The 26,883-nt window shown below is 42.0% G+C and carries 19 protein-coding genes; 8 read left to right on the forward strand and 11 right to left on the reverse strand.

Features of this window, described 5'->3' with window-relative positions; translation table 11 throughout:
* Positions 1 to 127: 127 nt before the first annotated feature.
* Both MTF68_RS03855 and dgt read right to left on the reverse strand, forming a co-directional pair.
* A complete protein-coding gene (locus tag MTF68_RS03855; protein WP_248461713.1) occupies positions 128 to 1,813 on the reverse strand; it encodes a cell surface protein in 1,686 nt (561 codons plus the stop codon).
* Positions 1,814 to 1,976: 163 nt separating this feature from the next.
* Positions 1,977 to 3,443: a dGTPase gene (gene dgt / locus MTF68_RS03860; RefSeq protein ID WP_248461714.1), complete on the reverse strand. Its 1,467-nt coding sequence runs from the start codon at positions 3,441 to 3,443 to the stop codon at positions 1,977 to 1,979.
* A gap of 191 nt (positions 3,444 to 3,634) precedes the next feature.
* Between dgt and MTF68_RS03865 the strand changes: the two genes are divergently transcribed.
* On the forward strand, positions 3,635 to 4,858 hold the full coding sequence (locus tag MTF68_RS03865) for an ectonucleotide pyrophosphatase/phosphodiesterase (RefSeq protein ID WP_248461715.1): 1,224 nt from the start codon (positions 3,635 to 3,637) through the stop codon (positions 4,856 to 4,858).
* Positions 4,859 to 4,994: 136 nt separating this feature from the next.
* Here the strand turns inward: MTF68_RS03865 and MTF68_RS03870 are convergent, their stop codons facing one another.
* The gene (locus tag MTF68_RS03870; protein ID WP_004589607.1) at positions 4,995 to 5,738 is read right to left on the reverse strand and encodes a zinc-dependent metalloprotease family protein; all 744 of its coding nucleotides are present in this window, start codon (positions 5,736 to 5,738) and stop codon (positions 4,995 to 4,997) included.
* Between the two features lie 60 nt (positions 5,739 to 5,798).
* Positions 5,799 to 6,515 (reverse strand): hypothetical protein, encoded by a 717-nt coding sequence (locus MTF68_RS03875; RefSeq protein ID WP_248461716.1) that lies wholly within the window; start codon positions 6,513 to 6,515, stop codon positions 5,799 to 5,801.
* Between the two features lie 377 nt (positions 6,516 to 6,892).
* Between MTF68_RS03875 and MTF68_RS03880 the strand changes: the two genes are divergently transcribed.
* Positions 6,893 to 8,050 carry a benzoate/H(+) symporter BenE family transporter gene (locus tag MTF68_RS03880; protein WP_248461717.1) on the forward strand — a complete coding sequence of 386 codons (1,158 nt, stop codon included), beginning with the start codon at positions 6,893 to 6,895 and terminating at the stop codon, positions 8,048 to 8,050.
* A 227-nt stretch (positions 8,051 to 8,277) separates the two neighbouring features.
* Here MTF68_RS03880 and hemH read toward each other — a convergent pair whose 3' ends face one another.
* Positions 8,278 to 9,297: a ferrochelatase gene (gene hemH / locus MTF68_RS03885; protein ID WP_004589664.1), complete on the reverse strand. Its 1,020-nt coding sequence runs from the start codon at positions 9,295 to 9,297 to the stop codon at positions 8,278 to 8,280.
* Between the two features lie 285 nt (positions 9,298 to 9,582).
* The gene (locus MTF68_RS03890; protein ID WP_054982127.1) at positions 9,583 to 10,914 is read right to left on the reverse strand and encodes an HD domain-containing phosphohydrolase; all 1,332 of its coding nucleotides are present in this window, start codon (positions 10,912 to 10,914) and stop codon (positions 9,583 to 9,585) included.
* 111 nt (positions 10,915 to 11,025) lie between these two features.
* Between MTF68_RS03890 and MTF68_RS03895 the strand changes: the two genes are divergently transcribed.
* The 3 genes from MTF68_RS03895 to arfA all read left to right on the forward strand — a co-directional run bounded on the left by MTF68_RS03895 (position 11,026) and on the right by arfA (position 15,189).
* Positions 11,026 to 12,003 carry an ATP-binding protein gene (locus tag MTF68_RS03895; RefSeq protein WP_248461718.1) on the forward strand — a complete coding sequence of 326 codons (978 nt, stop codon included), beginning with the start codon at positions 11,026 to 11,028 and terminating at the stop codon, positions 12,001 to 12,003.
* A gap of 227 nt (positions 12,004 to 12,230) precedes the next feature.
* Entirely contained in the window at positions 12,231 to 14,771 is a 2,541-nt protein-coding gene (locus MTF68_RS03900; RefSeq protein ID WP_248461719.1) for a TonB-dependent receptor, read from the forward strand.
* A gap of 217 nt (positions 14,772 to 14,988) precedes the next feature.
* Positions 14,989 to 15,189 carry an alternative ribosome rescue factor ArfA gene (gene arfA, locus MTF68_RS03905; RefSeq protein WP_248461720.1) on the forward strand — a complete coding sequence of 67 codons (201 nt, stop codon included), beginning with the start codon at positions 14,989 to 14,991 and terminating at the stop codon, positions 15,187 to 15,189.
* 31 nt (positions 15,190 to 15,220) lie between these two features.
* On the opposite strand, the gene MTF68_RS03910 is transcribed toward arfA, so the two are convergent.
* Both MTF68_RS03910 and MTF68_RS03915 read right to left on the reverse strand, forming a co-directional pair.
* Positions 15,221 to 15,784, reverse strand: a complete 564-nt coding sequence (locus MTF68_RS03910; RefSeq protein ID WP_054982087.1) for a cytochrome b — start codon at positions 15,782 to 15,784, stop codon at positions 15,221 to 15,223.
* A gap of 902 nt (positions 15,785 to 16,686) precedes the next feature.
* Positions 16,687 to 17,655, reverse strand: coding sequence for a helix-turn-helix domain-containing protein (locus MTF68_RS03915; RefSeq protein ID WP_055255626.1), 969 nt, complete (start codon positions 17,653 to 17,655; stop codon positions 16,687 to 16,689).
* Between the two features lie 219 nt (positions 17,656 to 17,874).
* On the opposite strand from MTF68_RS03915, the gene MTF68_RS03920 reads away from it, so the two are divergent.
* Genes MTF68_RS03920 through eat form a run of 3 tightly spaced genes read left to right on the forward strand, consistent with a single transcriptional unit; the run spans position 17,875 to position 21,580 of the window.
* Complete coding sequence (locus MTF68_RS03920) at positions 17,875 to 19,278, forward strand: ethanolamine ammonia-lyase subunit EutB (RefSeq protein WP_248461721.1); 1,404 nt, start codon at positions 17,875 to 17,877, stop codon at positions 19,276 to 19,278.
* Positions 19,278 to 20,156 carry an ethanolamine ammonia-lyase subunit EutC gene (gene eutC / locus MTF68_RS03925; protein ID WP_248461722.1) on the forward strand — a complete coding sequence of 293 codons (879 nt, stop codon included), beginning with the start codon at positions 19,278 to 19,280 and terminating at the stop codon, positions 20,154 to 20,156. The genes MTF68_RS03920 and eutC overlap by 1 nt, the downstream gene beginning before the upstream one ends.
* A gap of 20 nt (positions 20,157 to 20,176) precedes the next feature.
* Entirely contained in the window at positions 20,177 to 21,580 is a 1,404-nt protein-coding gene (gene eat / locus MTF68_RS03930) for an ethanolamine permease (protein ID WP_096042685.1), read from the forward strand.
* A 138-nt stretch (positions 21,581 to 21,718) separates the two neighbouring features.
* On the opposite strand, the gene MTF68_RS03935 is transcribed toward eat, so the two are convergent.
* The 3 genes from MTF68_RS03935 to MTF68_RS03945 form a co-directional block, all read right to left on the reverse strand.
* Positions 21,719 to 23,218 (reverse strand): DUF2235 domain-containing protein, encoded by a 1,500-nt coding sequence (locus tag MTF68_RS03935; RefSeq protein WP_248461723.1) that lies wholly within the window; start codon positions 23,216 to 23,218, stop codon positions 21,719 to 21,721.
* A 111-nt stretch (positions 23,219 to 23,329) separates the two neighbouring features.
* Positions 23,330 to 25,420, reverse strand: coding sequence for a cupric reductase (locus tag MTF68_RS03940; RefSeq protein WP_248461724.1), 2,091 nt, complete (start codon positions 25,418 to 25,420; stop codon positions 23,330 to 23,332).
* Between the two features lie 135 nt (positions 25,421 to 25,555).
* Entirely contained in the window at positions 25,556 to 26,860 is a 1,305-nt protein-coding gene (locus tag MTF68_RS03945) for an NAD(P)/FAD-dependent oxidoreductase (protein ID WP_054981625.1), read from the reverse strand.
* Positions 26,861 to 26,883 lie beyond the last annotated feature (23 nt).

Raw genomic sequence — 26,883 nt, forward strand, 5'->3', positions numbered from 1 at the left:
ACAAAGCGGCCTTGTGGCCGCTTTTTTGTGCTGGTAATTGAGTAATAGCAATTTTATCTTTAAATAGCGCACTTGCTGCGTTAAAAATTATTTGTTTAGAGCAATAAAATCAAGCTTATTTGCTCGGCTATTCTTTTGTTTGCATGTTTTTAGCGCGTTCTTCTGCCTCTATTAAGGCTTGTGATTTAGGCGCTTTCTTTTTTTCCTCAATCACGGGCTTTTTATCTGAATTTGGGTCCCAGCTTTCATCTAGCGAAAGGTTTGCAAATGGGTTGCTAGAATTACTTTGCTTGGGCGTACTTTTAGGCTCTGGTTGCGCTGGCTTTTCTTGGGCTGGTTGTGGTTGGTGAGTTGTTGATATTGGCGCATCTAACGTGGGTTCGTTATTTGGTTTTGCTGAAACTGTAGCTTGTGCAGACTCTTTACTTGGTTTTAAAGGCGCATCTGGATTGTAGGTACGAATTTCGGGCTCTTTAAAGTCGTGTTCGCTATTTAACGTGGTTTGATCAAGCTCACTGTTTTTATCGGCTGTATGCAGATGCGCGTTGGTATTAGGCTCATTGATAGGGTTACTAGGCGCAGCCGGTTCGTTTATAAGAGTAGACTCTTGTGGTTTTACTTCTTCAACGGGCTCTGCTTTTGGCTGTTCTACTGCGGCGGCTTTGTGCTTACGCGTGCGCTTAACCGAAGGTGCGTCTGGGTTAAACTCTCTTACTTCGGGCTCTGCAAAGCCTTTTGCATTTTGAATACGCGCTAATGTATTTTTTGCGGCAGCTTCAAACTCTGCGGTGTTTGGCTCTGGCGCTACTTTTTTAGGTTCAGGTGCTGGTGCATCTTCTTCTGGTTTAGCTTGTTCTGGCTCAGCCTCTGTGGCTTGCGTATCGGCAGGCAGCGGCTCGTTAATTGCCTCGTTTTTTGGTGCATTAGAGCTTGCAGGCTCTGGCTCGCTCGGGGCCGAAACCGTTGGTATAACTGGTTTTGAAAGCTCATCACTTGGGGCTGGAGCCGTTTTGGGTGGTGCTGCTTGCTCTTCGCTTTTGTTGTTTTTAGTCATCGCTTTAGTTGGGGCTGTAGCCGGTGGAGCAACAGGCGGCTCGGGCTTATTTTGTTTAGCGCGGCGTAAACGTATAACCACCATGGCGCCAATTAATACCACAATAAGCAGTAGCAAACTTGGTAACAATAATGAACTTGGTGGCTCTGCAACTGGCGCAGGTATAAGTACAGGTGCGGGTTTGGGCGTTGTATTAACCGTTGGCTGCTCTTTTTTAGGCTCTATTTTAGGCGCTGCTTTTGGGGCTGTTTCAGTGGCCACCGGCTGCGCTTGGCTAGTGGTAGGTATTAACTCGCTGTTATTAGACTCAAGTTCACCCTTAGGTGTGCTTGGCGCATCCTTTACTGTATTAATTGGCGCAGTCTCTGGCTCGTTAGTTTCTGAGCTTTGCTGGCTTATTTGATTTGTAGGCTGAGAGCTTGTAGTTGCTTTGCTTGCGCTTTGTTTTATAGCTTTTTCGACCGCAGTTATTTGCTCAAGCAGTTGTTGTTCTTGCTCGGGGGTAAGGGCAAGTGGTTGTGGCTCTTGTTCAACTACTGGCGGCTCTACAGGTTTTGGTTTTGTTTGTACTTGCTTGGGTTTATTACAGTTTCTTTTAAAATCGCGTGCGGCGCTGCGGTATTTGGCACTGGCTTTATTATTACTGTACTGCTGCATTTCTTGCTTAATTAAAATACACATGGCTTCGTTATAGGCAGCACTTTGGCTGCTGTAAAATAAAGCAAAGCAAAAAATAAGTTGAGAGAGTCTAATAATCATAAAACACGGCGCTTAAGTATCAATAGTCTGATTTTAAGCGCAAAATTAAAATATATCTAGGCACTAAAGGCGTGTTGGCCTTTGTGGATTGAAAATTTGTTCAATCTAAGGGGGTTAAATCGCGGCGTTAGGTTTGTAAAAACCATCCAACAGCACGCCCTCGTTAGTCAATCACCATTAGGCTGCGGTACTCGTCATAGGCAAATTGGTCGGTCATGCCACTTATGTAATCTTGAATTAGCCTACAACGATAGTAAAACTCGTAAGCGGCAAAGTGGTCGGGCTCTTCTTGCATGGCATCTATGGCGTGCTGATAACTATTTAAGTGCTTTTTAGAGAGCTTTTTAACCAAACGCGATTCGATTAATAATCGTGAGTCGCCACTTAATGCGCGTTTAAAATCGTCGCTGTTAAGTTGTAGCAGTGGTTTATAACAATCGAGCAGACCGTTAATTATGCGATAGCCTTGTAGCTCGAGTTTTTCTACCTCTTTGTGAGAAAACACATGCTTAAGCGCCACCTGTTTAAGGGTTTTAGTAACGGCATGTAAGTGGCTGTTATCTTCTAATAGTGCTTGGTTAAAGTCGCCGTGGTAAATAGGCTCAATGTGCTCTATAAAACGCTTGGCGGCGTGGTTTACAAGTGGGTGAAGCAAGGCCACGCGCAGGTAAATAAAAAATTCGCTATTAAAGTTGTAAGGTTGCGCGTTGGCGCGCTCTAGTGCGTAATCTACCGCTTTATCTACAAAATTTAGGTGTTCGGTGTCGTCAATGGTTAGGTTTATAAGGGCTTTTTTATATTCACTTTTTAGCTGCTGACAAAGTAGCTCGGTGGTTATTATGTCTTTTTCTACGGCGTCTTCTATGTCGGCTAAGCAATACGAAATATCGTCGGCGGCTTCCATTATGTAACTTGCCGGATGGCGGCAGTATGGCTCTATAACCAGCTCGTTTTGCAGTGCCTCTACAAAGGTTTTTTCGCTGTAGTAGTAACCTACTTTTTTCATTAAGTAGTTTTTATTTTGCGGTATGTCTTTTGCGTTTAACCCCGCGGGGCGGGTGTACTTTAAAATGCCCGCGCTTTGGCAATAAGTTAAATTTAACCCCAGTAGCGAATGTATTATGCGTATGCCTTGGGCGTTGCCTTCAAAATTACAAATATCGTGCGCTAGGTGCTTAAAAATAACACCTATACCGGTATTTTGCTCTTGGCAGCGCGCTGGTGTAACACTTGCTAAATTATTATTAAACCAGTGGTTTATGGCAGCTTCGCCAAAATGTCCAAAAGGTGGGTTGCCTATATCGTGCATTAGGCAGGCCATTTCTACTAGGCTTTCTAGTGGGCGCTCTAGCCCTTTTAAGCCAAACTCGGTTTGTTGCTCAAAGCTTAAATTTGCAAAAATACGCTGTACTATAAAACGGCCAACTTGCTGTACTTCTAGTGAGTGAGTTAAGCGCGAGCGCACCGCAGCGTTTCGCTCTAGCGGAAAAACCTGGGTTTTTTGCTGCAACCTACGAATAGCAGCACTGTTAATTATACGACCGCGATCGCTTTCCATCGCCATTTGTAAATTGGCAGTCGTGCGATACATGCGCGCTGGGGTTATTTTTTTACTAAAGTCGATAGTCATCGGAGTCCTTGCTTAGTGGTGACGACTGGCAAAGTAAATGCGCGTTGTCATTCGTTTTAAATACTTACTTGTTAATATATACATCTAGACGAGTTAGGTACAGGTGCTTGTATCATTTAAGGCCTGGCAATTGTATTATAAAGCTATATTTTTCAGTATTTAACGCATTTTAATGTAGGCGAGTATTTGTAATGAAGTATGTATTTTTAAAGGCCATGATGTTGGCTCTTTTAGTGTTAACCAGCCAAGCGACATATGCGGCAAAAGAGCAAACCGTTGTACTTATATCAATAGATGGCATGCGTTGGGATTATATAGAAAAACACGGCGCGCCTAATTTAAAAGCAATGGCTGCTAAAGGTGTACGCGCGCAAAAACTAATGCCTGTTTACCCAACAAAAACGTTTCCTAATCATATTTCTATTATTACAGGGTTGCTGCCGGTAAATCATGGCATTGTAGATAATAACTTTTGTGATAAAGCCCGTAAAAACGAGTGCTACAGCATGGGTAAAGGCATGCGCGATAGCACGTGGGTAAACGGCATTCCACTTTGGAATTTAGCAAAAATGCAGGGGCTAAAGTCGGCTACTTATTTTTGGCCAGAGTCGGATGCGCGCTTTAACGGTATGACGCCCGACTATTACTTTCATTATTCTAAATACAGTGAGTACCAAGGCCGTGTTGATCAAATAATACAGTGGCTAAGCTTACCTAAAGCGCAGCGCCCACGTTTTGTGGCAAGTTATTTTTCGCTTGTTGATAGCATGGGCCACGAGTTTGGGCCAGACGCACCGCAAACTCGCGATGCGGTAAAACAATTAGATGAACTAATGGGCCAATTACAAACCCGTTTAAGCAAGCTAGAGCAAGAGATTAACCTTGTTATTGTATCCGATCACGGTATGGCGCATGTAAACCCAGAGCAAAGTATTGATGTTTCTACATTGCCTAAAAACGATAATTTTATAGTTAAAAATACCGGCCCGCGTTTACTTATTTATGCAAAGCCTGCTGTAACAAGCGAGCAAATTGCAACTTACAAACAACGTTTGCAACAAGTAGCAAACGGGCGTTATACGGTATTAAACGACGAGCAATTAGCGGCATATCACTACAATAAAGGCACTCGTGTGGGCGATATTGTTGTGCAAACTAATGCGCCTGCGGTATTTACTAATGAAGGCAAAGCAATGTATTTAGGTACTCATGGCTATGCCTATACCGATGATATGGCGGCTACGTTAATTGCAGTAGGGCCTGCTTTTAAGCAAGGGCTAAGCCTTGAAAAGGTAAATAATCTTGATATTTACCCGGTACTTGCCAAAGTAATGGGGCTTAAGCTTTTAAGTAAAGTAGATGGTGACGGTAAAACGTTAATGCCTGCTATTAAACAAAAAATAGTAGTGCATTAATTAGCTGCGCACTTTTAGGCTTTTAGTGACTTAACCTTGAAAGATCAACAAACCTTAAGCTAAATAAAAAAGAGCGCAAATGCGCTCTAAAGGGAAATAATTATAAGTGGGCTAAATACAGCCTGCTTTAAATCACTTACTTAAAGTTAGCAATGCTTGTTTTAGTGTCGGTAACCGTACGAATAGCATACGCTTGGTTAGTTACACCAAAGGCTAAGCCATTTACGCTCCAATTAGGGTTAGAGAAGTAATCGTACTGCGTTGCGCTACCGTAAACGTGCGGGTAAGCCATAATGCTGGCAAATTCATTTTGTACGCCGTGGCCCATACCATCAACATACACACCGCCCGATGTATCGCCTTGTTTACGTGAGTGCGCCAGGCCTTGGTTATGACCAAGTTCGTGTACAAACGTAGTGGCGCCACAATCAATAGCAGTAATAGAGTACATACGGTCGCTCATCGAGCTGTATAAATTACCGTTAGTGCCTTGGCCAACCCAAGCTAAACCACACGAGATTAAACCATTACCCGCACTTTGGCCGGTACCAAGTACGGCAACCATGTCGGCTTTCCAGCTAGTGCGTAAACCATCTACGTAGCTGCTGTTAGTTACTGCATCTAACCAATCTTCAGACGGTGTAATTGCGTAATCGCCTAGGTTTTCTGTGCCGGCTAAACGCAGTGTAATGTCTACCCCATTTTGGCTATAAACCTGGTTACTAAAGGCGATCAGCTGGTTTATTTTAGTATTTATGTTACTCGTAGCTGCGGCCGATTGGTCGGTATATAAAATACCAATATCAATCGTTACTGCCTGTGCTGCACTGGTTGCAAATAGCGCGCTGGCAATGGCTGCCGTAGTGATTAGTTTTTTCATTTTTATATTTCCTTACTTATGTAGTGGTTGGAAGTTTTACTGCTGATTGATTTAGTTGGGTTACTGCGTGTTGGGTTGTTCAGTTTTTTTTGGGGCAAACATATCTATGGTTTTAACTGTTTTTGGTGTGGGCGCATCTACGTGATGCTCTATGTGGTTTTGGTATAAATCGCGTTTTGCTGCAATCCAGCCATATTTACCTTTACTTTCAAAAACGTAATTGCCGCTAGGTGCGGTAAATTGCCCATAAATTGCATCGTTTCCTACGGTCATAACCGTGGTGTGCAGTTGCCCATTGGCACCAATAACTTGGCCAAATATACTTTTATCGCCATTACTCGCCTCCGATAACGATGTGATTTCGGCGCTGTAGGTTTCAACGGTTTGCGGAATTGAAATATCAAACGAGTCGCCAGTTTCAAGGGTTTGTAACGTATTTAGGTCGAACTCTATGTAGGCTTCGTTGTTTAAATCGCTTGGTAGTACGTTGGCGTTGGTAAGTACCTCTTTAGCTTTTTCAGATACCTTGTTTATAGCCTCAAACTGGTTGCTTTTCGCTGGTGCCTCAATGGTTTTAGGTTTTACGTTAACGGGATCTTTACTCATATCTATGGGCTGTGGTGCTTTTTTATTTGCTGCAAATTGAGAGTCAACGGGCACTATATCCACTGCAACAGGCGCCGTTACCTGCTGAGGTTTTTCGGTATTAAATAGCAGCTGATAAATAGCAAATGCAGATAGACCAAGGGCAACAATTATTAAAATAGCGCGTTTCATTTGTTTCTCTTACGGGGTTTTTAGTTAACTAATTGTTACGTTTTATATCATCTATAGGATTAGATCAAGTTAGTAGTGGTAGTATAAAAGTGCTAATTATTTGCATTGTAAATGATTGTAAATAAACAATTTACCTATAATGGGTTTGGTTTGTTGAGCTAAAAAGGATGGGTTTTTATAGAGTTTTAGCGGGGTGTAAGCGTAAGCGAATAATTGTTTTTGTTTTTAATTTGGCAATGAAAGGTGTGATCTTTATAGGTAAAAAAAATTTTAAAATAATGAATATTTTTCACGCTTAATAGCGTAAACGCTAATTGCAAAGCGTAAATAGGCAACGTATGTTGTTGGCTTAAAAATCTAAAATTAAGAGGGATTTTATGACGTTTTCCGATCAGCTGCTTAATCGATCAACCGCAGGGTTGGTGGCTGTTATTATTGGTTTTTCAAGTTCTATTGCGCTTATTTATCAAGTTGTTATAACCCTTGGCGGCACGCCCGATTTAGTCGCAAGCTGGCTTTTAATGCTAGGGCTGGTAATGGGTATAACCACTATTGGGTTGTCGTATTATTATAAAGTGCCCGTTTTAATTGCATGGTCTACCACTGGGGCGGCTTTACTTATTTCCAGCGCGCAGGGCTACCATTTAGGCGAAGCCATTGGTGCATTTATGTTTGCCGCTACATTGGTTTTTGTGTCTGGGGTTACCGGTTGGTTTGAAAAAATAATGAACCGTATACCGAGCGAACTTGCCTGTGCCATGCTGGCAGGCGTATTGGTCACCTTTGGTATAGATGTATTTAATTTTATGAATGAGCTACCACTGGTTATAGGTCTAATGGTGCTTATGTATTTTTTAGGAAAACGATTTTTTGCGCGTTTTGCCATGCTTAGCGTTTTAGTTGCAGGCGTGCTACTGGCGTGGCAAATGGGGCATATTGATACTGGCGCTATTCATTGGAAAATAAGTGAGTTTGCATACATAGCACCGGTGTTTAACTTGCAAGCGTGTATAAGTATTGGCCTACCGCTTTATATAGTGACCATGACCTCACAAAACTTACCGGGTATTGCTGTACTAAAGGCTCATAATTATAAAGCGCCTATCTCGGCTACGCTTAACGTAACTGGTTTTATTAATATTTTAACTGCGCCGTTTGGTACGTACTCTATTAATTTAGCCGCTATTACCGCTGCTATTTGTATGAGCGATGAGGCCGATAAAAGCCCCGATAAACGCTATTGGGCAAGTATTGCAGCAGGCGTATTTTATATTGTTATGGCACTTTGCGCGGCAACGCTTGTTGGTTTAGTGGCAAGTTTACCGCAGGCATTAATTTTAGCCTTAGCGGGTATTGCGTTGTTTGGCACCATTGCTAATAGCTTGCAGCAAGCTTTAAGCTCAGCCCAATACACAGAGGCTGCAATAGTTACGTTTTTGGTAACCGCATCTGATTTAACCATGCTCTCGGTAGGCTCTGCGTTTTGGGGAATAATTGCCGGCGTTTGTACGTTGATGATCACCCGTAAAAGTTAAATAAAAGTGCCTATGAATAGGTTAAAACAGGTAAAAGCGTTGCTTTTAAAACGCCAGCAAGCTGCGCGTCTAAAGGGGAATTTACCTCGGTGTTAATTTTGTCAGTAGGTGCGAAGCTTGCTCGCGTAAATAGTGGCTATGACATTTAATAAATGCTTATCTTACAATTAAAAAAGCGGTGTTGAAATTTAACACCGCTTTTTTACTTTAAGGCAATAAAGATGTGTTTAAAGCATTGGTTTTAGCACATCATATAAAGCGTTAATGTGATCGTCTCTGTCGTTTAAAGCGGCTATGTAACGGTACTTTTCGCCGCCTGCATTTTCAAAAATTTCGCGGTTTTCTTCTTCAAGCTCTTCGAGTGTTTCTAAGCAATCGGCGCTAAAAGCAGGGCTTAAAATTGCTACGTCGGTAATGTTTTCATCAGGTAACGATGCAAGCGTGGCGTCGGTGTATGGCTTTAACCATTCGGCTTTACCAAAACGGCTTTGAAAAGTGCTAATTACTTTATCTTTATCAAGGCCTAGTTTTTCAACCACTAAACGCGTGGTTTGCAAACATAGGCAGTGGTAAGGGTCGCCTCTATCTAAAAATAGCTTTGGCATACCGTGGTATGAAAAAACTAATTTTTGTGGCATGCCGTTTTTTTCTAAATCTTCACTAATGCTGCTAGCTAATGAATCAATGTAAGCGGTGTTTTTGTGATAACCATTTACAAAGTGTAGCTCTGGCACCCAGCGCCATTTTTGCAATACTCTTGATACGGCATCAAATGTTGAGCCGGTGGTAGGGCTTGAATATTGCGGGTAAAGCGGTAGTACAATTATGCGCGTTAGGCCTTTATCGCGCAGCTCTTCAAGGCCCGCCTCTATTGAAGGGTTGCCGTAACGCATGGCCATAACAACTTCGGTATTGGTGTAACCTTGCTCTTGGAGTAGCGCGTTTAGTTTGTCGCGTTGCAGGCGGGTAATATGTGTTAGCGGCGAACCGTTTTCGGTCCAAATGCTTTCGTATAGTTTTGCTGAGCGCTTAGGGCGAATACGCAAAATTATACCGTGTAGTATTATCATCCACACTAAACGTGGAATTTCTACAATGCGCGGATCGGATAAAAATTCACGTAAGTAGGTACGCAGTGCCGCAGGGGTGGGCGCGTCTGGACTGCCTAAGTTGGTAAGTAAAATGCCCGTTTTTTGATTAAAACGTCCGTCGTGGGGATTGTCAGTGACTGCAGAAAATCGCGACACGCTGTGCTCCTTAAAGCAATGTGATACCTATTCGCAATAATACTTAATCATTTTGCGGGGCTAAACGTGTCGCTATCAGCGTTAAGCAATTCTCATTTAGAACAACTAAATAGCGAATTTTTTGCCTAGCTATCAACACGCTTTTCCACCCTCAAAATAAATTACTTAATTAAGCGGATTGGTATTAAACAGTTTAAAATTTATACCCAGATTAACAGGTACCTGTTTGAATTAGTTTAGCTTATTTACGGTAATTGTAACGAAAAAAGCCACAGTTTAGATCACTCATTTAGCGCTTTTTACCATTATTCTAAACGGGGTCGGTTTTTTGGCTTCTAGTTGCTGTAGTTTTTCGATGGATTTTTTACCAAACACATGGCCTTTAGGTAACAACATAATACCGCTGTGGCTGTGTAACGTATGGCCTAAAATCATATTGGCTTTTAGCTCTTGAGCGCTGCATATAATGATAGAGCCCGCATTATTAAGTTGCTCATTTAATTTGCTATGGCTTGCCTCTAGTGCGCGCACAATTTTAGGGTGGTAAAAAGTGCCACTGTACATTTTTACGCTTTCGAGTGCATCGCTGTGGCGCTCTTTGTCTGTGGGGCTTTGGCTTTGTTCAAATGCGTTCCAATAATCGCGAGCAACACTAAGCACCATAGCGCCAATAGGAATGTCGTTTGCTGCTAATCCTTTTGGTAAACCGTTACCGTTAAAGCGCTCATATTGATGATAAATTGCATCAGATACATCATGTAAATGTATTGCAGGCATCAGCATTAATTGTGCTGTGCTTGGGTGTGTATAAAAGGCTTTGCGCTGTTGCTCGCTTAGCCGGCTCACTGGCTTTTTATAGAGCTCTGGGTCCATAGCAAGCAAACCTATTTGCGCTAAGTAACCCGCCATGGGGGCTAAATCTATACTTTTTTGCGAGAGGTTTAAGTACAGTGCTATTTGGGTGCAGGTGTCGGCAATTTTTTGCGCTTTGTTGCCATCTAAGTATGGGTTGGCGTTTATAAAATTATAAAGTAGCTCTACGGTGGCTTTGTGTTCGTGTTTTTCGCGCTCGTTGGCATCTTCTAGCTGTTTAAGTACCTGCTTAATTTGCTTTGTACGCTTTTCTACTCGTTGCTCTAATGAGTTATTTAATTCGAGAAGTTCTTTGTTTTGCTGTTTTACTTGCTGCTCGAGTTGCTTGTTTTGTTTTTTTAGCTGAAATTTTTCGATGCTGTCGTTTATGCTGCGCAAAAGCATATCGTTTTGCCATGGTTTTTGAATGTAGCCGTTAATTTGCGCTAGGTTTACAGCGGCTAGGGTGGTTTCTATTTCAGCGTAGCCGGTTAATAAAATACGTTGTGTTTCGGGGGCTTTGTTACGGGCTTGCTCTAAAAATTGCGCACCATTCATGGTGGGCATTTTCATGTCGCTAATAATTAAGCTAAATTCGTGGCTGTTTAAAAGCTCAAGCGCTTGCACTGGGCTTTTGCAGGTCATAAAACTAAAGTTATTATTTTTTAATAAGGAGGTTAGTGAGCGCAGAACAATTTCGTCGTCATCAACACAAAGTACATCTACGGCAGTGATTGAATGTGCAGCGTCTGCTGGTTTGGTCATAGTGCTACCTTTTAAAATAATAAGCATAGCCTAAAAATTGCCCCTAGTTTGCATAATTACGTATGGCAAACTAAACGTTATACATGGATGCGTATTTATGGAGCGAATAGGATGAGCACTTTAACCGACGACTACAAACAAGCTTTTTTAGATGAGCAGCAAAAGCGTATAGCCGCAGAGCAACTGCTTGCCGATAAAAGCCAATTGTTAGTTGTGTTAAATGGCGAACTAACCAAAAACGTTGCTGAGCTGTCTTTGTATCAGCAAATGTTTGTTCAGGCCGACAAAATGGCAAGTGTGGGTGTTTTGTCTTGCAGTATTGCGCATGAAATAAATAACCCGCTTTCGTATGTAATTAGTAATATAGAAAGCTTGCAATATGTTAGCCCTCTTTTATCAAAATCTCTTCACTATAACGAGCAGTTTTTAACCGGCCAATTAAATGCAGGGCAATTTAAAAACGTGTTGGTTGATCTAAAAAAACAATACGAACTGGCATGGAATGGACACGAAATTTACTCGCAGTTGAGCGAAAGCCTAGATGGTTTAAAGCGCATAAAGCAAACCGTGCATAATTTATTAAACCTTAGCCAATTTACAAGTACCCATAACAAGCAATATTTAGATGTAAGCGAGGTTGCAGGCTCTGCTTTAGGCGTGTTGCAAGGGCAGCTTAAATACTGCGAAATAAAAACCAATTTTGAGCAAGTGCCGCTTATTTGGGGGGAGCTGTCGTCTATTCACCAAATTTTTGTTGAGCTGTTATTAAATGCTCAACAAGCGTGCGAACATGAATTAGAAAAAGGCACCATTATTGAACTAAGCGTAACGCAGCAAAATGAGGGGGTATGTATAAAAGTGAAAGATAACGGTTGTGGAATGGATGAAAATACCCAAGCGCACCTGTTTAAGCCTTTTTTTACTACACATAAAACAGCCCACTCATTAGGAATAGGAATGACCGTTGTTAACTTTATTTTGCAAGATCACGGCGGAAAAATAGAAGTTAGCAGTACTTTAGGAACAGGTACTACCATTTGTTGTTGGTTACCCGTAAAAGCACAAGAAAGCGTGATAAACCCATTGTAAATAAAGTGTTAATTTAATTTAAGGTTGAAATTAAAATCCTTAATTGTATGTGTTTTAAACAAGTTTAAGTGTTATTTTTTAGTATTTACATTTTTTTGCATAGTTAGACCTATTATTTAGTTTTTTTCATTTCTTTTTATTTGCATATGTTGCTAGGATGTTCCCCAGTGCGATGCGTTACATCGCAATAACAAATATTAAAGAACACACTAAACAGGGTCGTCACCATGTCAACATACCGTTTAAATACATTAGCTGCCGCTGTTGCGTTTGCCGTAAGCGCACCAAGCATTGTAAGCGCTCAAGAAGCACCTGTTGAGGCTGCACAAAATATCGAACAAATTTCTGTATTAGGATCGCGCGTTTCTAACCGCACCTCTACTGAGTCTTCGTCACCTATTGATTTAATAGATGCTGATGATTTAAACAAAGGCGGCTTTACAGAACTAGGGCAGAGTCTCCAAGCTACTGCCCCGTCGTTTAACTTTTCTCGTACGCAAGTATCTGATGGCTCAGATTTATTTAGACCAGCAACGCTGCGCGGCTTACAGCCAGATCAAACGTTAGTGTTGGTTAACGGTAAGCGCCGCCATAATCAATCTATTTTTGGCCTTAACGGCACTGTAGGTGCAGGCGCTGCCGGCACCGACATGAACGCCATTCCGCTAACTGCGCTTAAAGGTGTAGAAGTACTACGCGATGGCGCAGCAGCTAAGTATGGCTCTGACGCGATAGCTGGCGTAATTAATTTATCGCTTAATAATTCAACTGGCGTAACAACGGGTTACGTACAGTACGGCGGCACCAGTGAAGGCGACGGCGATACGCTTTCTGCAGGTTTAAACCGTGGTTTTGACTTAGGTAACGAAGGCGGCTTTATTAATTTATCGCTTGAGTATCGTGATGCCGATGGCACTAACCGTGCAGAGCGCGATACCGGTGGGTCGTTAAATGTTGAGCCAGGCACGCTAAGTGAAGATGTACGTTGGGGCCAAGGTAACTCAGAAAGTGAATTTACCTCATTGTTTTACAACATGGCTTTGCCAATGGGCGACAGCGAATTGTACTCATTTGGTGGCTACTCTGAGCGTACCGCACTGGGTAATGGTTTTTACCGTAACTTTAACGAAGCATCTAAAAATGTAACGCAAGTATACAGTGATGGCTTTTTACCCCGCATTTATAACGAAGCTGAAGATATTTCAGTAGCGGTTGGTTTTAGAGGCGATATAAACCCAGATTGGGGATACGATGTATCGGCAGTGTATGGCGAAAACAAATACGACTTTACCTCACGTAATACTATAAATGCCTCTTATGCGGCGGAGTACGTATTTAATAACCCAGATGCAAGCGATGCCGATATAGCAGCAAATGCAGGCCCAAGCGGCGGTTACTCTGGTGGTTTTAGATTTGATCAAACAACAGTTAATGCTGATTTTAACGGCATCGTTGATATTGGCCGCAATGAGCCTTTATATGTAACTATTGGTGCAGAATACCGTAAAGAAAACTACGAAATAGTCCCTGGCGATGAAGCCTCTTACGCATGTGGTTTAGCAAATACCGATGCTTCGTACCCTTCAGTAAACGATCCTGAACAATTTGCTGAATGTGGTTTTCAGGCTTATAACGGTTTGCGCCCAGAGGCAACAAACAAGAGCGATCGCCACAACTACGCGTTTTATGTAGATGTAGAAACCATGGTTACTGATGCATGGAACGTAAGTGGTGCGCTGCGCTATGAAGACTTTTCAGATGCGGGCGATGACTTAATTGGTAAATTAGCAACACGTTATGAATTTAACGATGACTTTGCAGTACGTGGTGCGGTTTCTACTGGTTTTAGAGCGCCATCGCTTCAGCAAAGTGGTTATACCGCATTTACAACTAACCTGGGCTCAGATGGCACACTTACGCAGTCGTTCACTGCAAATACGGGGATTGCTTTTCCAAGTGCGTTAGGTGTAGATAGCCTAGAGCTTGAAACCTCAACTAACTACAGTGCTGGTTTTGTTTACGATGTAACAAGTGAGCTTTCGTTAACGGTTGATTTTTACCGCGTAGAAATTAAAGACCGTATTACGCTTGGTAGTTTACTGTCTGCAGAGGATGTTGCCTTTAGCGATGAAGCCGTAGCCGCGCTTCAAGCAACCGGCGCAGTGCAAGCTAACTACTTTTCAAACTCTGTAGATTCAACTACACAAGGTGTTGATATTATTGCCTCTTACCGTACTGATGTAGAGGGCGGTAATTTTGGAGTAACCTTTGCGGGTAACTTAAACGACACTAAAATTGATAACGTGAACGCAGAAGAAGGTATTCCTGAGTCGGTGGCGTTTGATGATTTACAACGTAGCTTTTTTACCGACGGCCAGCCAGGTGAGCGCGCAACTTTAACGTTTGACTATGAGCGTGATGCGTATGAAACAACGCTTCGCTTTAATTACTTTGGCGAAACAGACGTTAAATACTTTGGTAATGACCACATCCCTTTACCAGGTGAGCTTTCGCCTACGGGGTCGTTTAAACCAACTAGTACAGTTGAATCAGCAGTACTAGTGGATTTAAACGTTAGCTACCAAATTAACGAAATATTTAACGTATCGGTAGGGGCTGATAATATTTTTGATGAAACCCCAGATGAGCTAGGTGATGACGAAGTGCTTAACTTTATTACCAACGGCGCGTTTAAATACCCTGTACGTGCATTGCCTTACGGCTTTGACGGGCGTACTTATTATGCAAAAGTAAGCTTTGAATTTTAATTAATTGAGCTAAACCTATTTAACCTGAATTCTGGTTAAGAGATATACCAACATATTTTATTATCCAGCGTTCAGGTTACTCAGCGCAGTTATTTACTGCGCTTTTTTATGTTTAGTTATTATGAAAAAGAGCGTTAAAACACTTGCAAGGTTGAAAATTAGGCATACAATCGCCACTTCTTAAGGTTCTTATTGTTATAAATAGTTAGGAAATAAAATGACTAAAAAATCGAAAACCAAAGCCGCAAATAATAGTGCGGTAGACACCGGCCGAGGTGTTATTAATCATAATGCGCTGGCGGCGCTAGTAACCTCTAAAGTGTTTAAACCTCAAGTGGTTAAAGCTAAAAAAGGGAAAGGCTCGTTTAAGCGCAATAACAAACACGTAGGACGAGAGTCTTATTTAATCGCGGCTTAAATAGCACCGATCAAATAAGACTTTTAACTACCTACTTTTTGCCAAGCATACGCGTAAGGGTGTTGTCTTTATCAATAATATGGTGCTTTAAAGCGCCCACAATATGTAAACCTAACGCGATAAGAAGCGCATTTGCTGTAATACCGTGAACGGTTTTTCCTATCTCTGCTAAGCCTTGGTTAAAAGCGAGGCTTTTTTGTGGGTTTTCTGGGTTGGGGTTGTGCGGAATAAGCTCTAGCCCGAACATCTCTACGCCATGCCCACCAAAGCCCGACATAATCAGCCCCGAAATAGGCATAAGTAACATGCTTATTATAAGAACGTAATGCACAATTTTAGCTAACACTTGCTCATAATTTGGGTGTTTAACATCGTGCTTTGGCCAGCCATTTACAATGCGCCATGTTACTCTTAATAACGCAAAAGCAAGCAGCATTACGCCAAATGACTTGTGCCAACTCATTAGAAAAAACGCTTTAAAGTTTTCCATATATAGGCCTGAGCCTAATAACCCAATAATTAAAATAGCTACAATCCAATGCAGGCTTATGGTGGTGTTGCTTAACGTACTTGTTGTATCTTTTGTAAGTTTCATTGTGGTTATTCCTAACTTAAAAAGTGGCGCTTAGTTGCGTGTACAATTGAATAATCTACATTAATGCAGCTAGCTTAAACTATAGAGGGTTAAAGTAGGGTTAACGAAACTTATTTTTACATTTAAAAGGATAAAACCGCAACGTGAAGTGAAAGTTGTAGGCGCGAAGCTTGCTCGCGCAAGATGTAAGTTGCTTCTCTAAAAGCGACGCGGCTCTGAACCTCTTAATGATTTATTGATCTTTAATACAAAAATACACAAAGAGAAGGGATAGAGAAGTAAATGAGAAGTGAAAGTTGTAGGCGCGAAGCTTGCTTACGCAAGATGCTCGTTACTTCTCTAAAAGCGAAGCGCCTCTAAACCTCTTTGTGATTAATTGAGCTTTAATACAAAAATGCACAAAGAGAAGGGATAGAGAAGTCAATGAGCAGCCAAAGTAAATTGGTATAAGTTATCTGTATATCACCACCGAGTACACCGAGGCGCTTCGCGCTACATAGAGAAAACACCCGTAACGATTAGTCACTTTTCCAGGTATTCTCCTTCGCTTCTCTGTGGTGAAACAATCGCTTTATACCTCGGTTAAAGCGTTGCTTTTAAACGCCAGCAAGCTGCGCGTCTACAAGGTAATTTACTTCGGTGTTAATTTTGTTGGTAGGCGCGAAGCTTGCTCGCGCAAGATGTTAGTTACTTCTCTAAAAGCGAAGCGCCTCTAAGCCTCTTTGTGATTAATTGATCTTTAATACAAAAATGCACAAAGAGAAGGGAATGAGGAGTAAATGAGAAGTGAAAGTTGTAGGCGCGAAGCTTGCTTGCGCAAAGTGCTAATTACTTCTCTAAAAGCGAAGCGCCTCTAAACCTCTTTGTGAATGCATTGGTTTTATTTACGAGCTATGGCGCATCTAACAATCTAAGGAACCTTCTTTTAAATTATTGGCGATGGTTTGAGATGGGTTTTCGCCAAATAACTGCGTGTAATCTTTAGTAAATTGCCCTGCGTGCCAAAACCCCCAATTGGCCGCTATGATAGATATAGGTTTAGTTAGACCAACCACTTTAAGCTCGCGCCTTACATTGTTAAGTCGGGTTAAACGTAAAAACCTAAGCGGGTTAATACCTAAAATGCTTTCGAAACTGTACTGCAACGTGCGCCTACTAACAAAAGTAAGCTCGCAAAGTTCGGTTATGGTTATTGTTTTTTGTGGGTTGGCTGCCACGTACTCTTTTACTTTATCGACCACCGCTTTACGGTGTTTGTAGCTTGGGGCTATGTTTTGCTGCGGGTTATCGGCTTGCAATAAGTGTAGTGCTAACATACTAAGCATATCTTGCTGAGACTCTGGTTTAAGCCCAAAGCCCTTACAGGCAACCATACTATTAATAATTTGCCTTGCTGTTTGCAGCGATGAGTCACTTACTGTTAAACGAGCAGATTGTGCAGATGATAGGTTTTTAATTGTTACGCCTTGTAACTGCGCCATGTACTCAATGGAATGCCAATCAATAACCAAACCGTAAATATCAAATTGTTCAGGGGTAATTAGCTCAAAGTCGCTGCTGCTGGTACGGCACATAAATTGATTGCTCGCTACATCAAGACCATTAATTTTGCTTTGTTGCGACTGACTCGGTATGCCAAGCCAAATAGAGTTAGGCGCTATGTTGCATTGCTGGCGCAGCGCACGCTCGGTGTACTCTTTAAAAGCATGAATATCGTTGTAATTTACGCCTTCTATACAGCCATAAAAGCGGCCATCGCTTACTTGGTCGTACTTTTGCTGCCATTGAGTGAGGTTATGGGCTTGCTCGTCAATATCGTGCGTGTATACCTTGCTCTTTTGTGGTGCGTTGTTGCTGCCTTGCTGCGCCATATAGGTGATGCTCTTTTAAAGTAAACATATTTTTAGTTTAAGTGAATGCCAAATAAAGGCATTAACTTACTGAAATAAAATAATAAAACGTGATTTGCCAAAACTCGATAGCCACTTGGTACAAATTAAGCCTTCTTGTGACTATTCAAAATTGATTTATAGCTTATATGAGGCAAGACCTATACCAAGGTTTGTAATATTAGTTATGCGGAGTAAATCATGGGGCATATGTACAGTTATACTTTAGGAACACATACTTATCAATTCAAGAGCTTAGCGCAGTTAATGGCTAAAGCTACGCCGCAGCGCTCGGGTGATAGGTTAGCGGGAGTTATTGCACAATCGGCACAAGAGCGCGCTGTAGCGCAGATGACATTGGCCGAAGTACCGCTAAAAACATTTTTAAACGATGTACTTATTCCCTACGAGCAAGACGAAATTACACGCCTTATTATTGATGAGCACGATGCAAACGCTTTTAAGCTTATATCGCACTTAACCGTGGGAGATTTTAGAAACTGGTTATTAAGTGATTTTGCAACGCCTGCGGTACTTGCAAGTGTTAGGCAAGCTATTACCCCTGAAATGGCGGCTGCGGTAAGTAAAATAATGCGTAATCAAGATCTCATACTTGTTGCTAAAAAGTGCCACGTAAAAGGCGCGTTTAGAAACACCATAGGTTTGCCTGGGCATTTATCAACCCGCTTGCAACCTAACCACCCAACCGATGACATAAATGGTATAGCTGCCTGCATGCTCGATGGCCTTTTATACGGCAATGGCGATGCGGTAATTGGCATTAATCCCGCCACCGACAACGTAGCGCAAGCCATTAAGTTAATGACACTGATGGATGATGTAATTCAAAAATACGAAATTCCAACACAAAGCTGTGTGCTTACCCATGTAACTAACACCATAGAATGCATAGAAGCAGGTGCGCCGGTTGATTTAGTTTTTCAGTCTATAGGCGGTACAGAAGCTACTAACTCAAGCTTTGGTTTTAATTTAAATACACTAGCTGAGGCGCAAGATGCTGCGCTGAGCTTAAAGCGTGGCACGGTTGGCAATAATGTAATGTATTTTGAAACCGGACAAGGCAGCTCGCTTTCGGCTAATGCACACCATGGGCTTGACCAACAAACCTGTGAGGCGCGTGCCTATGCTGTAGCACGCAAGTTTAACCCTCTATTAGTTAATACCGTTGTAGGCTTTATTGGCCCCGAGTATTTATTTGATGGTAAAGAAATTACCCGCGCAGGGCTTGAAGATCACTTTTGTGCCAAGCTTTTAGGCATACCTATGGGGTGCGATGTGTGTTACACCAACCACGCCGAGGCCGACCAAAACGATATGGATAACTTACTCACCTTATTAGGCGTGGCGGGTTGCTCGTTTGTAATGGGGATTCCAGGCTCGGACGATATTATGCTTAATTACCAAACTACCTCATTTCATGATGCCTTATATGTGCGCCGAGTTTTAGGCTCGCGCCCAGCGCCCGAGTTTGAAGCGTGGCTTAGCAAAATGAAAATTATGGAAAATACCGCCGAGACTATTTTATCGAACACCTTACCAACAGCCTTTGCTAAGCCATTAAAAGCAGTACAAGGAGGGATATAATGAAAGCGGTTAAAAGCATAAACACGCAAAGCAGCAACGATCACAATAATGGCAAAGTGGTTGAAAACCCATGGAGCGATTTACGTCGTTTTACCGATGCCCGTATAGGCCTTGGCCGGGCAGGCATTAGTTTACCTACATCTGAAATGTTAGCGTTTCAGCTATCGCATGCTCAGGCGCGCGATGCGGTTAACTTTCCGTTAGATATTAGCGAAATGACAAAAACTCTCAGTGCTATTGATGCGCTTAGCGAGGTTGAAAAACCGCTAAGTGTACAAAGTGAGGCTGTTGATCGTGTTACCTATTTACAGCGCCCCGATTTAGGCCGAAAGCTAAACCAAGCAGGGCGTACAACGCTTTTAAATACTATGCAAAGTAGGCAAAGCAGTACACAGGCGCAATACGATTTAGCCATTGTGGTAGTTGATGGGCTTTCGTCGTTGGCGGTACAAAAAAACGCAGCGCCATTTATAAGCGAGCTTTTAAAGCAGCTTCCTACTGAGCCCTCACCTTACAAAATTGCGCCAATTACCCTGGTAGAGCAAGGCCGCGTAGCGATTGGTGATGATATTGGCGAGCTGCTAAACGCACAAGTTGTAATGGTATTAATTGGTGAGCGCCCAGGGCTTAGCTCCCCTGACAGCCTTGGCCTTTATTTAACGTGGGAGCCTAAAACAGGGCTTAACGATGCCTGCCGTAATTGTATTTCTAACATTCGCCCTGCAGGGCTTAGTTACTTTGAGGCTGCCCGAAGAGCCGTATATTTACTGCAAGAGGCCAAAAAGTGCGGGCTTACTGGGGTTAACTTAAAAGACAGAACACAAGACGATGTAATAGAGCATCAGGTTCAAACCACAAATTTTTTAATCGCGGAATAAAACCATAAAAAGAGGTCAATATGTCTAATAACAATAAAGAGTATCTTGCACAAAGGCAGTTAAAAAGTGGCACTGCGGGCTGGTTATTGCTTGCAGGGCTAGGGGTGTCGTATGTAATTTCGGGCGACTTTGCAGGCTGGAACTTTGGCATAGCCGAAGCCGGCTGGGGCGGATTTGCCATTGCTGCAGTGTTAATGGCAATAATGTATTTAACGCTGGTGTTATCGCTTGCTGAAATGTCGGCAGCAATTCCTGCGGCGGGTGGCGGTTACAGTTTTGCACGCCAAGCTATGGGCCCAGCTGGGGGTTATTTAACTGGGCTTGCGGTATTAATTGAATATGCATTAGCCCCCGCCGCCATTGTTATATTTATTGGCTCGGCGGTTGAGGCGTTAACGGGTTTTAATGGCCCGTGGGTATATGCACTGTTTTATTTAACGTTTGTAGGTATTCATTTAGCGGGTGTGGGTGAAGCGCTAAAAGTAATGATGGTGATAAGTGGTTTAGCAGTATTGGCTATTATTGCCACCGCCGTGGCGTTAATTGCTAATTTTGACGCGGCTAATTTATTTGATGTTGCGGTAACTAATGCTGCAGGTGCAAATGAATTTTTACCACTTGGTTGGTATGGTGTGTGGGCTGCATTGCCTTTTGCTATGTGGTTATTTTTAGCAGTAGAAGGCGTGCCGCTTGCTGCCGAAGAAGCTAAAAACCCAGCTAAAGATGTACCTAAAGGCATTATTGGCGCTATGTTATTTTTACTGTTTACCGCCTTACTTGTTGTGGTATTAGTTCCCGCTGCCGGTGGTGCAAACGCAATGGGGGCCAGTGCAGTTCCTTTAGTTGATGCGCTTAACGCCACGGGCAATACAAGCTTAGCCACTGTGGTAAATATTTTAGGATTAGCTGGTTTGGTCGCGTCGTTCTTTTCGATTATTTATGGTTATAGCCGTTTAGTGTTTGCGCTTTCGCGTGCGGGCTATTTACCGCGTTCGTTATCAATTACTACAGAGCGCAAAGTACCCGCGCGTGCGTTAATTGTACCCGCTATTTTTGGTTTTATTGCCTCACTGAGTGGTGAGGGCGATTTAATGCTAGCCATGGCGGTGGTAGGTGCAACGGTATCGTATGCGTTAATGGCGCTGAGCCATATAATGTTACGTATTAAGCAACCTAATCTAGCTCGCCCGTATAAAACGCCAGGTGGCGTGGTTACATCGGGTATTGCGTTAGTGTTATCGCTTATTGCATTAACGGGTGTGTATGCGTTTGACCCTCGTGCATTTTTATACACCGTAGTGCTATTTGTGATTGGTGCAGCTTATTACTTTGGTTATAGCGCTAAGCATTTAGTCGCTAAAAGTGCAGATGAAGAGTTTGCCATGCTTGCCGATGCTGAAGCGGACTTAGCCGCCTCAAATTAAGGAGGTTAACACTAGGGTAAAAGCGCAAAATGCTAGTTGCTTCTCTAAAAACGAAGCAACTAACATCTTTGTGAATGCATTGGTTATATTTATGAGCTATCGCTCGTCACGCCAGCAAGCTGCGCGATTACAGCCCATTTAACTTATGCGGGTTACTTTTACTTTTATTTTCCCTGCATTGGCGCCGTAAAATCGGCTTAAGTCATTGGCAAAGGGGCTAAATTCACCTGATTTAGTAATCGTTACTGTAGCGCCATTGGCTATTTCAAATAAATATTCGTCGTTATTGTTAATTGCGCCAACCAAAGAGAACCACTGCGCTCTTGGAAGTCGTCTAAATGGTTCAAGCAATGCCATGGGGATTTCTTTAACCCCTAATTGCACATTATCGCGGTGCCAGCCGCTTGCGGTGCATTTTATACCGTCGTCATACCAAAATTGATTGGGATAGGGTTCAAACTTATAAGTTGCGCCTTCAACTAACATAAGCCCTGTATTGTTATGTGCCTCGCTGGCAAACACCATTACATCTTGGCTTTGCGAAACTTGTAATACGCTCATGTTTTGGTTTTCAAGGGCAATGTGTTGGCTTAAACCTGTAAAGCTTAATGTGCTGTTATCGTTATACCTAATTTTGTAATGCAGGTTTTTAAGCGACTCTGGGCGATAGCTAGTTAGTTTATTAATTCGTGTAGCTACGCTTTGATGTATATGTGGTTCTAGGTTGCTGGCTTCGTTATCAATAAGTACATAGCACTCCCTATCCACCAATTTAAAAAAGGGATTAAACCAAAAGTAATTTTGCTGATGGCTTAAAGCTAAAGGATCGGGCGTTACGGTTACATCGTCTTGGTCAACTAATTTACTACCAGGCAATAAGGTTTCGTAGTCAATATCGTGACTGGTTAATAAACTAATATTAAGTGGTTGATCAATTAACCATTCAAGCGCATAGCGCAGGCAAATATCAGCTAGGCCATCGCGGTAATAACCGCCGCCAATATCTGAATGCGTCCCTGCAAACCAAAGCTCGGTAATATTATTTTGATGGTTCATTAGGGTGGGTTCAAACGCACGGCGTTTTTCATCAAGTGCTACACAGTGCAGTGCCTGCGAAATATTATTAGCAATGGTGTGGTTTTCAAATATTACATGCTCGGCACCGCGCGTTGCTTTACTGACTTTTGATAAACCTATTGAGGCCACGGTATCAAATACACAGACGTAAACATTATCGCTAATTAAAGGCTCTAGGATTTTTGCAAAACGCCTAGCGAGTGCGCCGCCTCGGCTAAAACCGGTAAGTAAAAGGGTGTCGCCTAGTTGGTAATGCGCTTTAAAATCACTCATGGCTTGATTTAAAATACTGGCAACATCGTCACCACGTGGCGCTATAGTTTGGTTTAAAATACGTTTTAAGCGGCTACCTTTAGTGCCAATACCTTGATAATAAAAACTAAGCTGGTTTGTAAATGGGGTGGTGGGGGAGTCATCGAGTTTGCCGCCTAATAATAAATGCAGCTTAAGAATATTAGAAATACTGCTGTCTTCTTTAAAATGGTCTGAGCTAAATTGCTCTGCATCGCGAGGCTCGCCACCAGTACCATCAAAATTAAAAATTAGCGTTTTACCCGTCATAGCCCTAATCCTTTAATTGTTTTAAATACTCTACACAGGCAATGTTAAATATTAAAGACATTAATTTTTCAAATAGCACGCTAAGAGGCGTTAGCGTGCTTAGCGGGTTATTTAGTGATTATCAAACATATAATGATTTAGCTCTGTGCCCTGGGCAGGCTTAAGCGCTGGGTTTAGCTGAATTAACTGCTGATAAATCGCAGGGTAAAACATTTTTAATCGTGCTACGCGGGCTAAGTGGTTTGGCTCAAATTTTTCCACAAGCTGCAAAGCTAAAGGAATCATTGGGGTTAACTCACCTTTTGTATAACTTTGCTCTAGTGCTAAGTCGAGTATATCTACGCCAAGCTTACTGGGAACAGTCGGGATTTTATTATCAATTAAAAACTGTACTGCCTCAACAGAAGACGATGCAGCTTGTGTATAAACGTCGCGCCCATGTATATCGGTAATCGAAAAATCAAAACCCGCCTGTGCGAGTGCTTGCCAATGATTTAGCGAAAAGCGGCTTAATCGTGTTAACTCACGCGGTGGCTTAGGGTTTATGCGGTTTTGCCAAGTAGTGATTAAATCATCAGGGTTTAAGAGTAATAAAGAAAAAAGCGTATCGGTTTCGACTTGAGTTAATACCGTACTGAGGCTGTATTCATAAGCTTTTTGATATTCTTTCTTAGATAAATATTCGTTAAATGTGCTTTGGCTTCTATCGTTTGAAAGCTGGTTACTCAGACTACTCCACCAATAATTGACTAAAACAGGGTCTATATCGTGCAAAACACGTACAAAGTTAGATCCGTGCTTATTTTTAACCTGTTGAACTTTGTCATAAGCTTGCATTACTGTGTGCAGCTGCTCTGTATCTTTTAACTGTTGTTGTAACAGCTCACAGTTTTGCCTTTTATTGTTTAGCTGCGCTTTTTGCTGCTTTAAATCTACTAAAAAAAGGGCAACATCAGAATTATCAGGCTCAGTTATTTCGGGTAACGCGTTATTGTTAATTTTACCTATAGAGCTAAAGTAAGCGTATTGCGCTGGGTTGTCCTGCTTATTAATATAGGCCCCTTGCTGGTAAATAAAGTCATTTACAAAAAATACCCCTTTGCTATTTAGGTCTTCATTCGCATTGCCGCTATGTGCTTTGTAACCACGCTTTTTAAGATAATCTAAAAGCAGGGTGTGCTTAGTATCTAATGGGGCTAGGGTTAAGTTACCGCTTTTAGGCAGGTTTACAATAGCCACGTCTAAACCTGTAAATAGGCCTGGCTCGTTGGTTGGCGTAACGCCTTTTGTTTGCAGTGCTTTTACAAGAGGTAAATTAAATTTACTGACCGCAATATCGGCTAAGTTATATAAAACAGTGTTTTTTTCGTATAACGGCATGGCATCTAGCACGGGAACTTGCTGTAAAAGCGCAATAATATACTCATTTGGAATATCGTTTTTTATAGCGGTAGCCACTTCATTCACTGTAAATTGGTTAGATGAAATTGCCTGTTCAAACTCTTTTGGCGTAAATTTATTTGCATTAAGCACAAACAATGTAGCCGGAGAAATTACCTCACTGCCTTCAAGTTTAATAAACGTTTTAGAGTAAGTGGTAAATGTATCGGTGTTGCTTAATAAAGCGTAAAGCGTTTCTTTTTGTACATTTTCATCAAGGGGTACACTCAGAGTAAGTCCTGGAGGGTTATGCTTATTATCTCCAAGCTGTTGTATCATTTCTTTTACTTTATCATTGGTGAAGCCCTTAATTGCCTCAATACCTTGCCAATTAGCTAACTCGTTTAAAGAGCTAGTAATGTTAAGTTGCTGCTTTTGCTCTGCAATAATGGCATCTTTTAAAAGGGCAATGTATGTACGCTGATTGATTTTTGATAAATCTGTATACTTTAAAAGCGTGGATACCGATGTCCCTTTTTTAAGCTCACTTACAAAAAATGAAACAAGCGATTGATTCAATGTTTGTACTTTATTGCTTTGTTGTTGTGACTGATCTCTACACAGGCTAATCTGTTTTTTTAGTTTATTAACTACCTGTAGCGGTGAGTCCTCATTTGGCTGCTTTTTATTAACTACGCTGGTCTGAGAGGTGGTTGGTTTAACTTGTTCTGCTTGCTCTACAGCTACAGAGTGCGGTTGAGTTTGAAAAAAATAAACAGCTAAAGCAGTGATTATTACAATCCCAAAAAGTACTTTTTTCATTAGCGTCAATCCCTTGAATTACAATTACATCTAACTGCATGGTACTATTTTAGATACGCATAAAGCAAAAAAGCTTTAAAAGATAATTTACATTACCTATTAAAGCTTTTTGACTATTTAGCTGCTGTTTATGTTCTAGTGCAGTTTCATTTTAGGGCGCACTACGCGCAGTACTTTTTCGCTTATCCATAATGCAAAGGTTTTTGCGCTGCCGTGTATGGCGCGCTGGTGCATGCGATACAGTGATATATACATAAAGCGAGCAATTTTACCTTCTATAAAAAAGGTATTGCTAGTTAGGTTGCCCATTAAATTTCCTACCGTACTGTAGCGCGATAAGTTAACGAGCGAGCCATGGTCGCTATATTTAAAGCCGCACAATGGCTGTTGTTTTAACGTGGCAATGAGGTTTTTTTCTACACATAGCGCCATTTGATGCGCCGATTGCGCACGCGGTGGAACAAGCTTTCCGTCTTCTTGGGTAAAGGCGCAGCAATCACCAATAACAAAAATGCTTTCATCTACGGTGCTTTGTAAAAACTCGTTTACTTGAATTTGGTTGCTACGAGTAAGCTCAAAAACACCTAAATCTTTAATAAAATCTGGCGCTTTTACACCTGCAGCCCATACCATTATATCGGCGTCTATGTGTTCTTCGTCTTTTGTTATAAACCCTTGTTCGGTGGCTTCTTTTACCAGTGTTTGCTCTCGTACGTTTACGCCGAGTTTTAATAACTCGCGTTTTGCGCTATCGGCAATGCGCTCGGGTAGGGCGGGCAAAATACGGGGCCCTGCTTCTATTAAATGAATATGTAAACGCTTAGACGACATATTTGTAAGGCCGTAAAGCTTTAATAATTCAGATACATGGTAAAGCTCTGCCGAGAGCTCAACGCCGGTTGCGCCGCCGCCCACAATGGCAATATTTAATGATTGCTGTTGGTTGTCGTCTTGGTGAAGGCGAGTAAAGCTGTCGAGTAGAGAATGCTGAAAACGCTCAGCTTGCTGATTTGAGTCTAAAAAGTAGCAATGATCTTTTATGCCTGGGGTATTAAAGTCGTTGCTTACGCTGCCAATGGCAATAACAAGGTGGTCGTAGCGTACGCTGCGCTGTGGCAAAATAGTATGGCCTAGCTCATCTAGGTGCGGTGCAAGGGTAATGGTTTTATTGCTTTGGTCTATATCGCAAAATGTACCAAGCTGAAAATTATAATGATGTTTTGCAGCATGGGCTGAATACACAACGCCATCTAAATCGGGGTCAATAGAGCCTGTCGCTACTTCGTGTAGTAACGGCTTCCATATGTGGGTGCGGTTTTTATCGATTAAAAGAATTTCTGCTTGTTTTTTCTTCCCTAATTTATGCCCTAATTGTGTTGCCAGCTCTAGTCCGCCTGCGCCACCGCCAATAACGACGATTTTAGGTTTAGTTATATTCATAGCAATGCCCTTAAAAAATAATA

The organism is Pseudoalteromonas sp. 2CM37A, assembly GCF_023161885.1.
GTDB lineage: Bacteria > Pseudomonadota > Gammaproteobacteria > Enterobacterales > Alteromonadaceae > Pseudoalteromonas > Pseudoalteromonas atlantica.

Excerpts from the sequence above, each read along its gene's own strand:
- MTF68_RS03935 (WP_248461723.1), bottom strand. The coding sequence starts at position 23,218 with ATGACGGGTAAAACGCTAATTTTTAATTTTGATGGTACTGGTGGCGAG.
- MTF68_RS03945 (WP_054981625.1), bottom strand. The coding sequence starts at position 26,860 with ATGAATATAACTAAACCTAAAATCGTCGTTATTGGCGGTGGCGCAGGC.
- MTF68_RS03855 (WP_248461713.1), bottom strand. The coding sequence starts at position 1,813 with ATGATTATTAGACTCTCTCAACTTATTTTTTGCTTTGCTTTATTTTAC.
- dgt (WP_248461714.1), bottom strand. The coding sequence starts at position 3,443 with ATGACTATCGACTTTAGTAAAAAAATAACCCCAGCGCGCATGTATCGC.
- MTF68_RS03880 (WP_248461717.1), top strand. The coding sequence starts at position 6,893 with ATGACGTTTTCCGATCAGCTGCTTAATCGATCAACCGCAGGGTTGGTG.
- MTF68_RS03875 (WP_248461716.1), bottom strand. The coding sequence starts at position 6,515 with ATGAAACGCGCTATTTTAATAATTGTTGCCCTTGGTCTATCTGCATTT.
- eat (WP_096042685.1), top strand. The coding sequence starts at position 20,177 with ATGTCTAATAACAATAAAGAGTATCTTGCACAAAGGCAGTTAAAAAGT.
- MTF68_RS03870 (WP_004589607.1), bottom strand. The coding sequence starts at position 5,738 with ATGAAAAAACTAATCACTACGGCAGCCATTGCCAGCGCGCTATTTGCA.
- MTF68_RS03915 (WP_055255626.1), bottom strand. The coding sequence starts at position 17,655 with ATGGCGCAGCAAGGCAGCAACAACGCACCACAAAAGAGCAAGGTATAC.
- MTF68_RS03895 (WP_248461718.1), top strand. The coding sequence starts at position 11,026 with ATGAGCACTTTAACCGACGACTACAAACAAGCTTTTTTAGATGAGCAG.
- eutC (WP_248461722.1), top strand. The coding sequence starts at position 19,278 with ATGAAAGCGGTTAAAAGCATAAACACGCAAAGCAGCAACGATCACAAT.
- MTF68_RS03865 (WP_248461715.1), top strand. The coding sequence starts at position 3,635 with ATGAAGTATGTATTTTTAAAGGCCATGATGTTGGCTCTTTTAGTGTTA.
- MTF68_RS03940 (WP_248461724.1), bottom strand. The coding sequence starts at position 25,420 with ATGAAAAAAGTACTTTTTGGGATTGTAATAATCACTGCTTTAGCTGTT.
- MTF68_RS03890 (WP_054982127.1), bottom strand. The coding sequence starts at position 10,914 with ATGACCAAACCAGCAGACGCTGCACATTCAATCACTGCCGTAGATGTA.
- MTF68_RS03920 (WP_248461721.1), top strand. The coding sequence starts at position 17,875 with ATGGGGCATATGTACAGTTATACTTTAGGAACACATACTTATCAATTC.
- MTF68_RS03900 (WP_248461719.1), top strand. The coding sequence starts at position 12,231 with ATGTCAACATACCGTTTAAATACATTAGCTGCCGCTGTTGCGTTTGCC.
- arfA (WP_248461720.1), top strand. The coding sequence starts at position 14,989 with ATGACTAAAAAATCGAAAACCAAAGCCGCAAATAATAGTGCGGTAGAC.
- MTF68_RS03910 (WP_054982087.1), bottom strand. The coding sequence starts at position 15,784 with ATGAAACTTACAAAAGATACAACAAGTACGTTAAGCAACACCACCATA.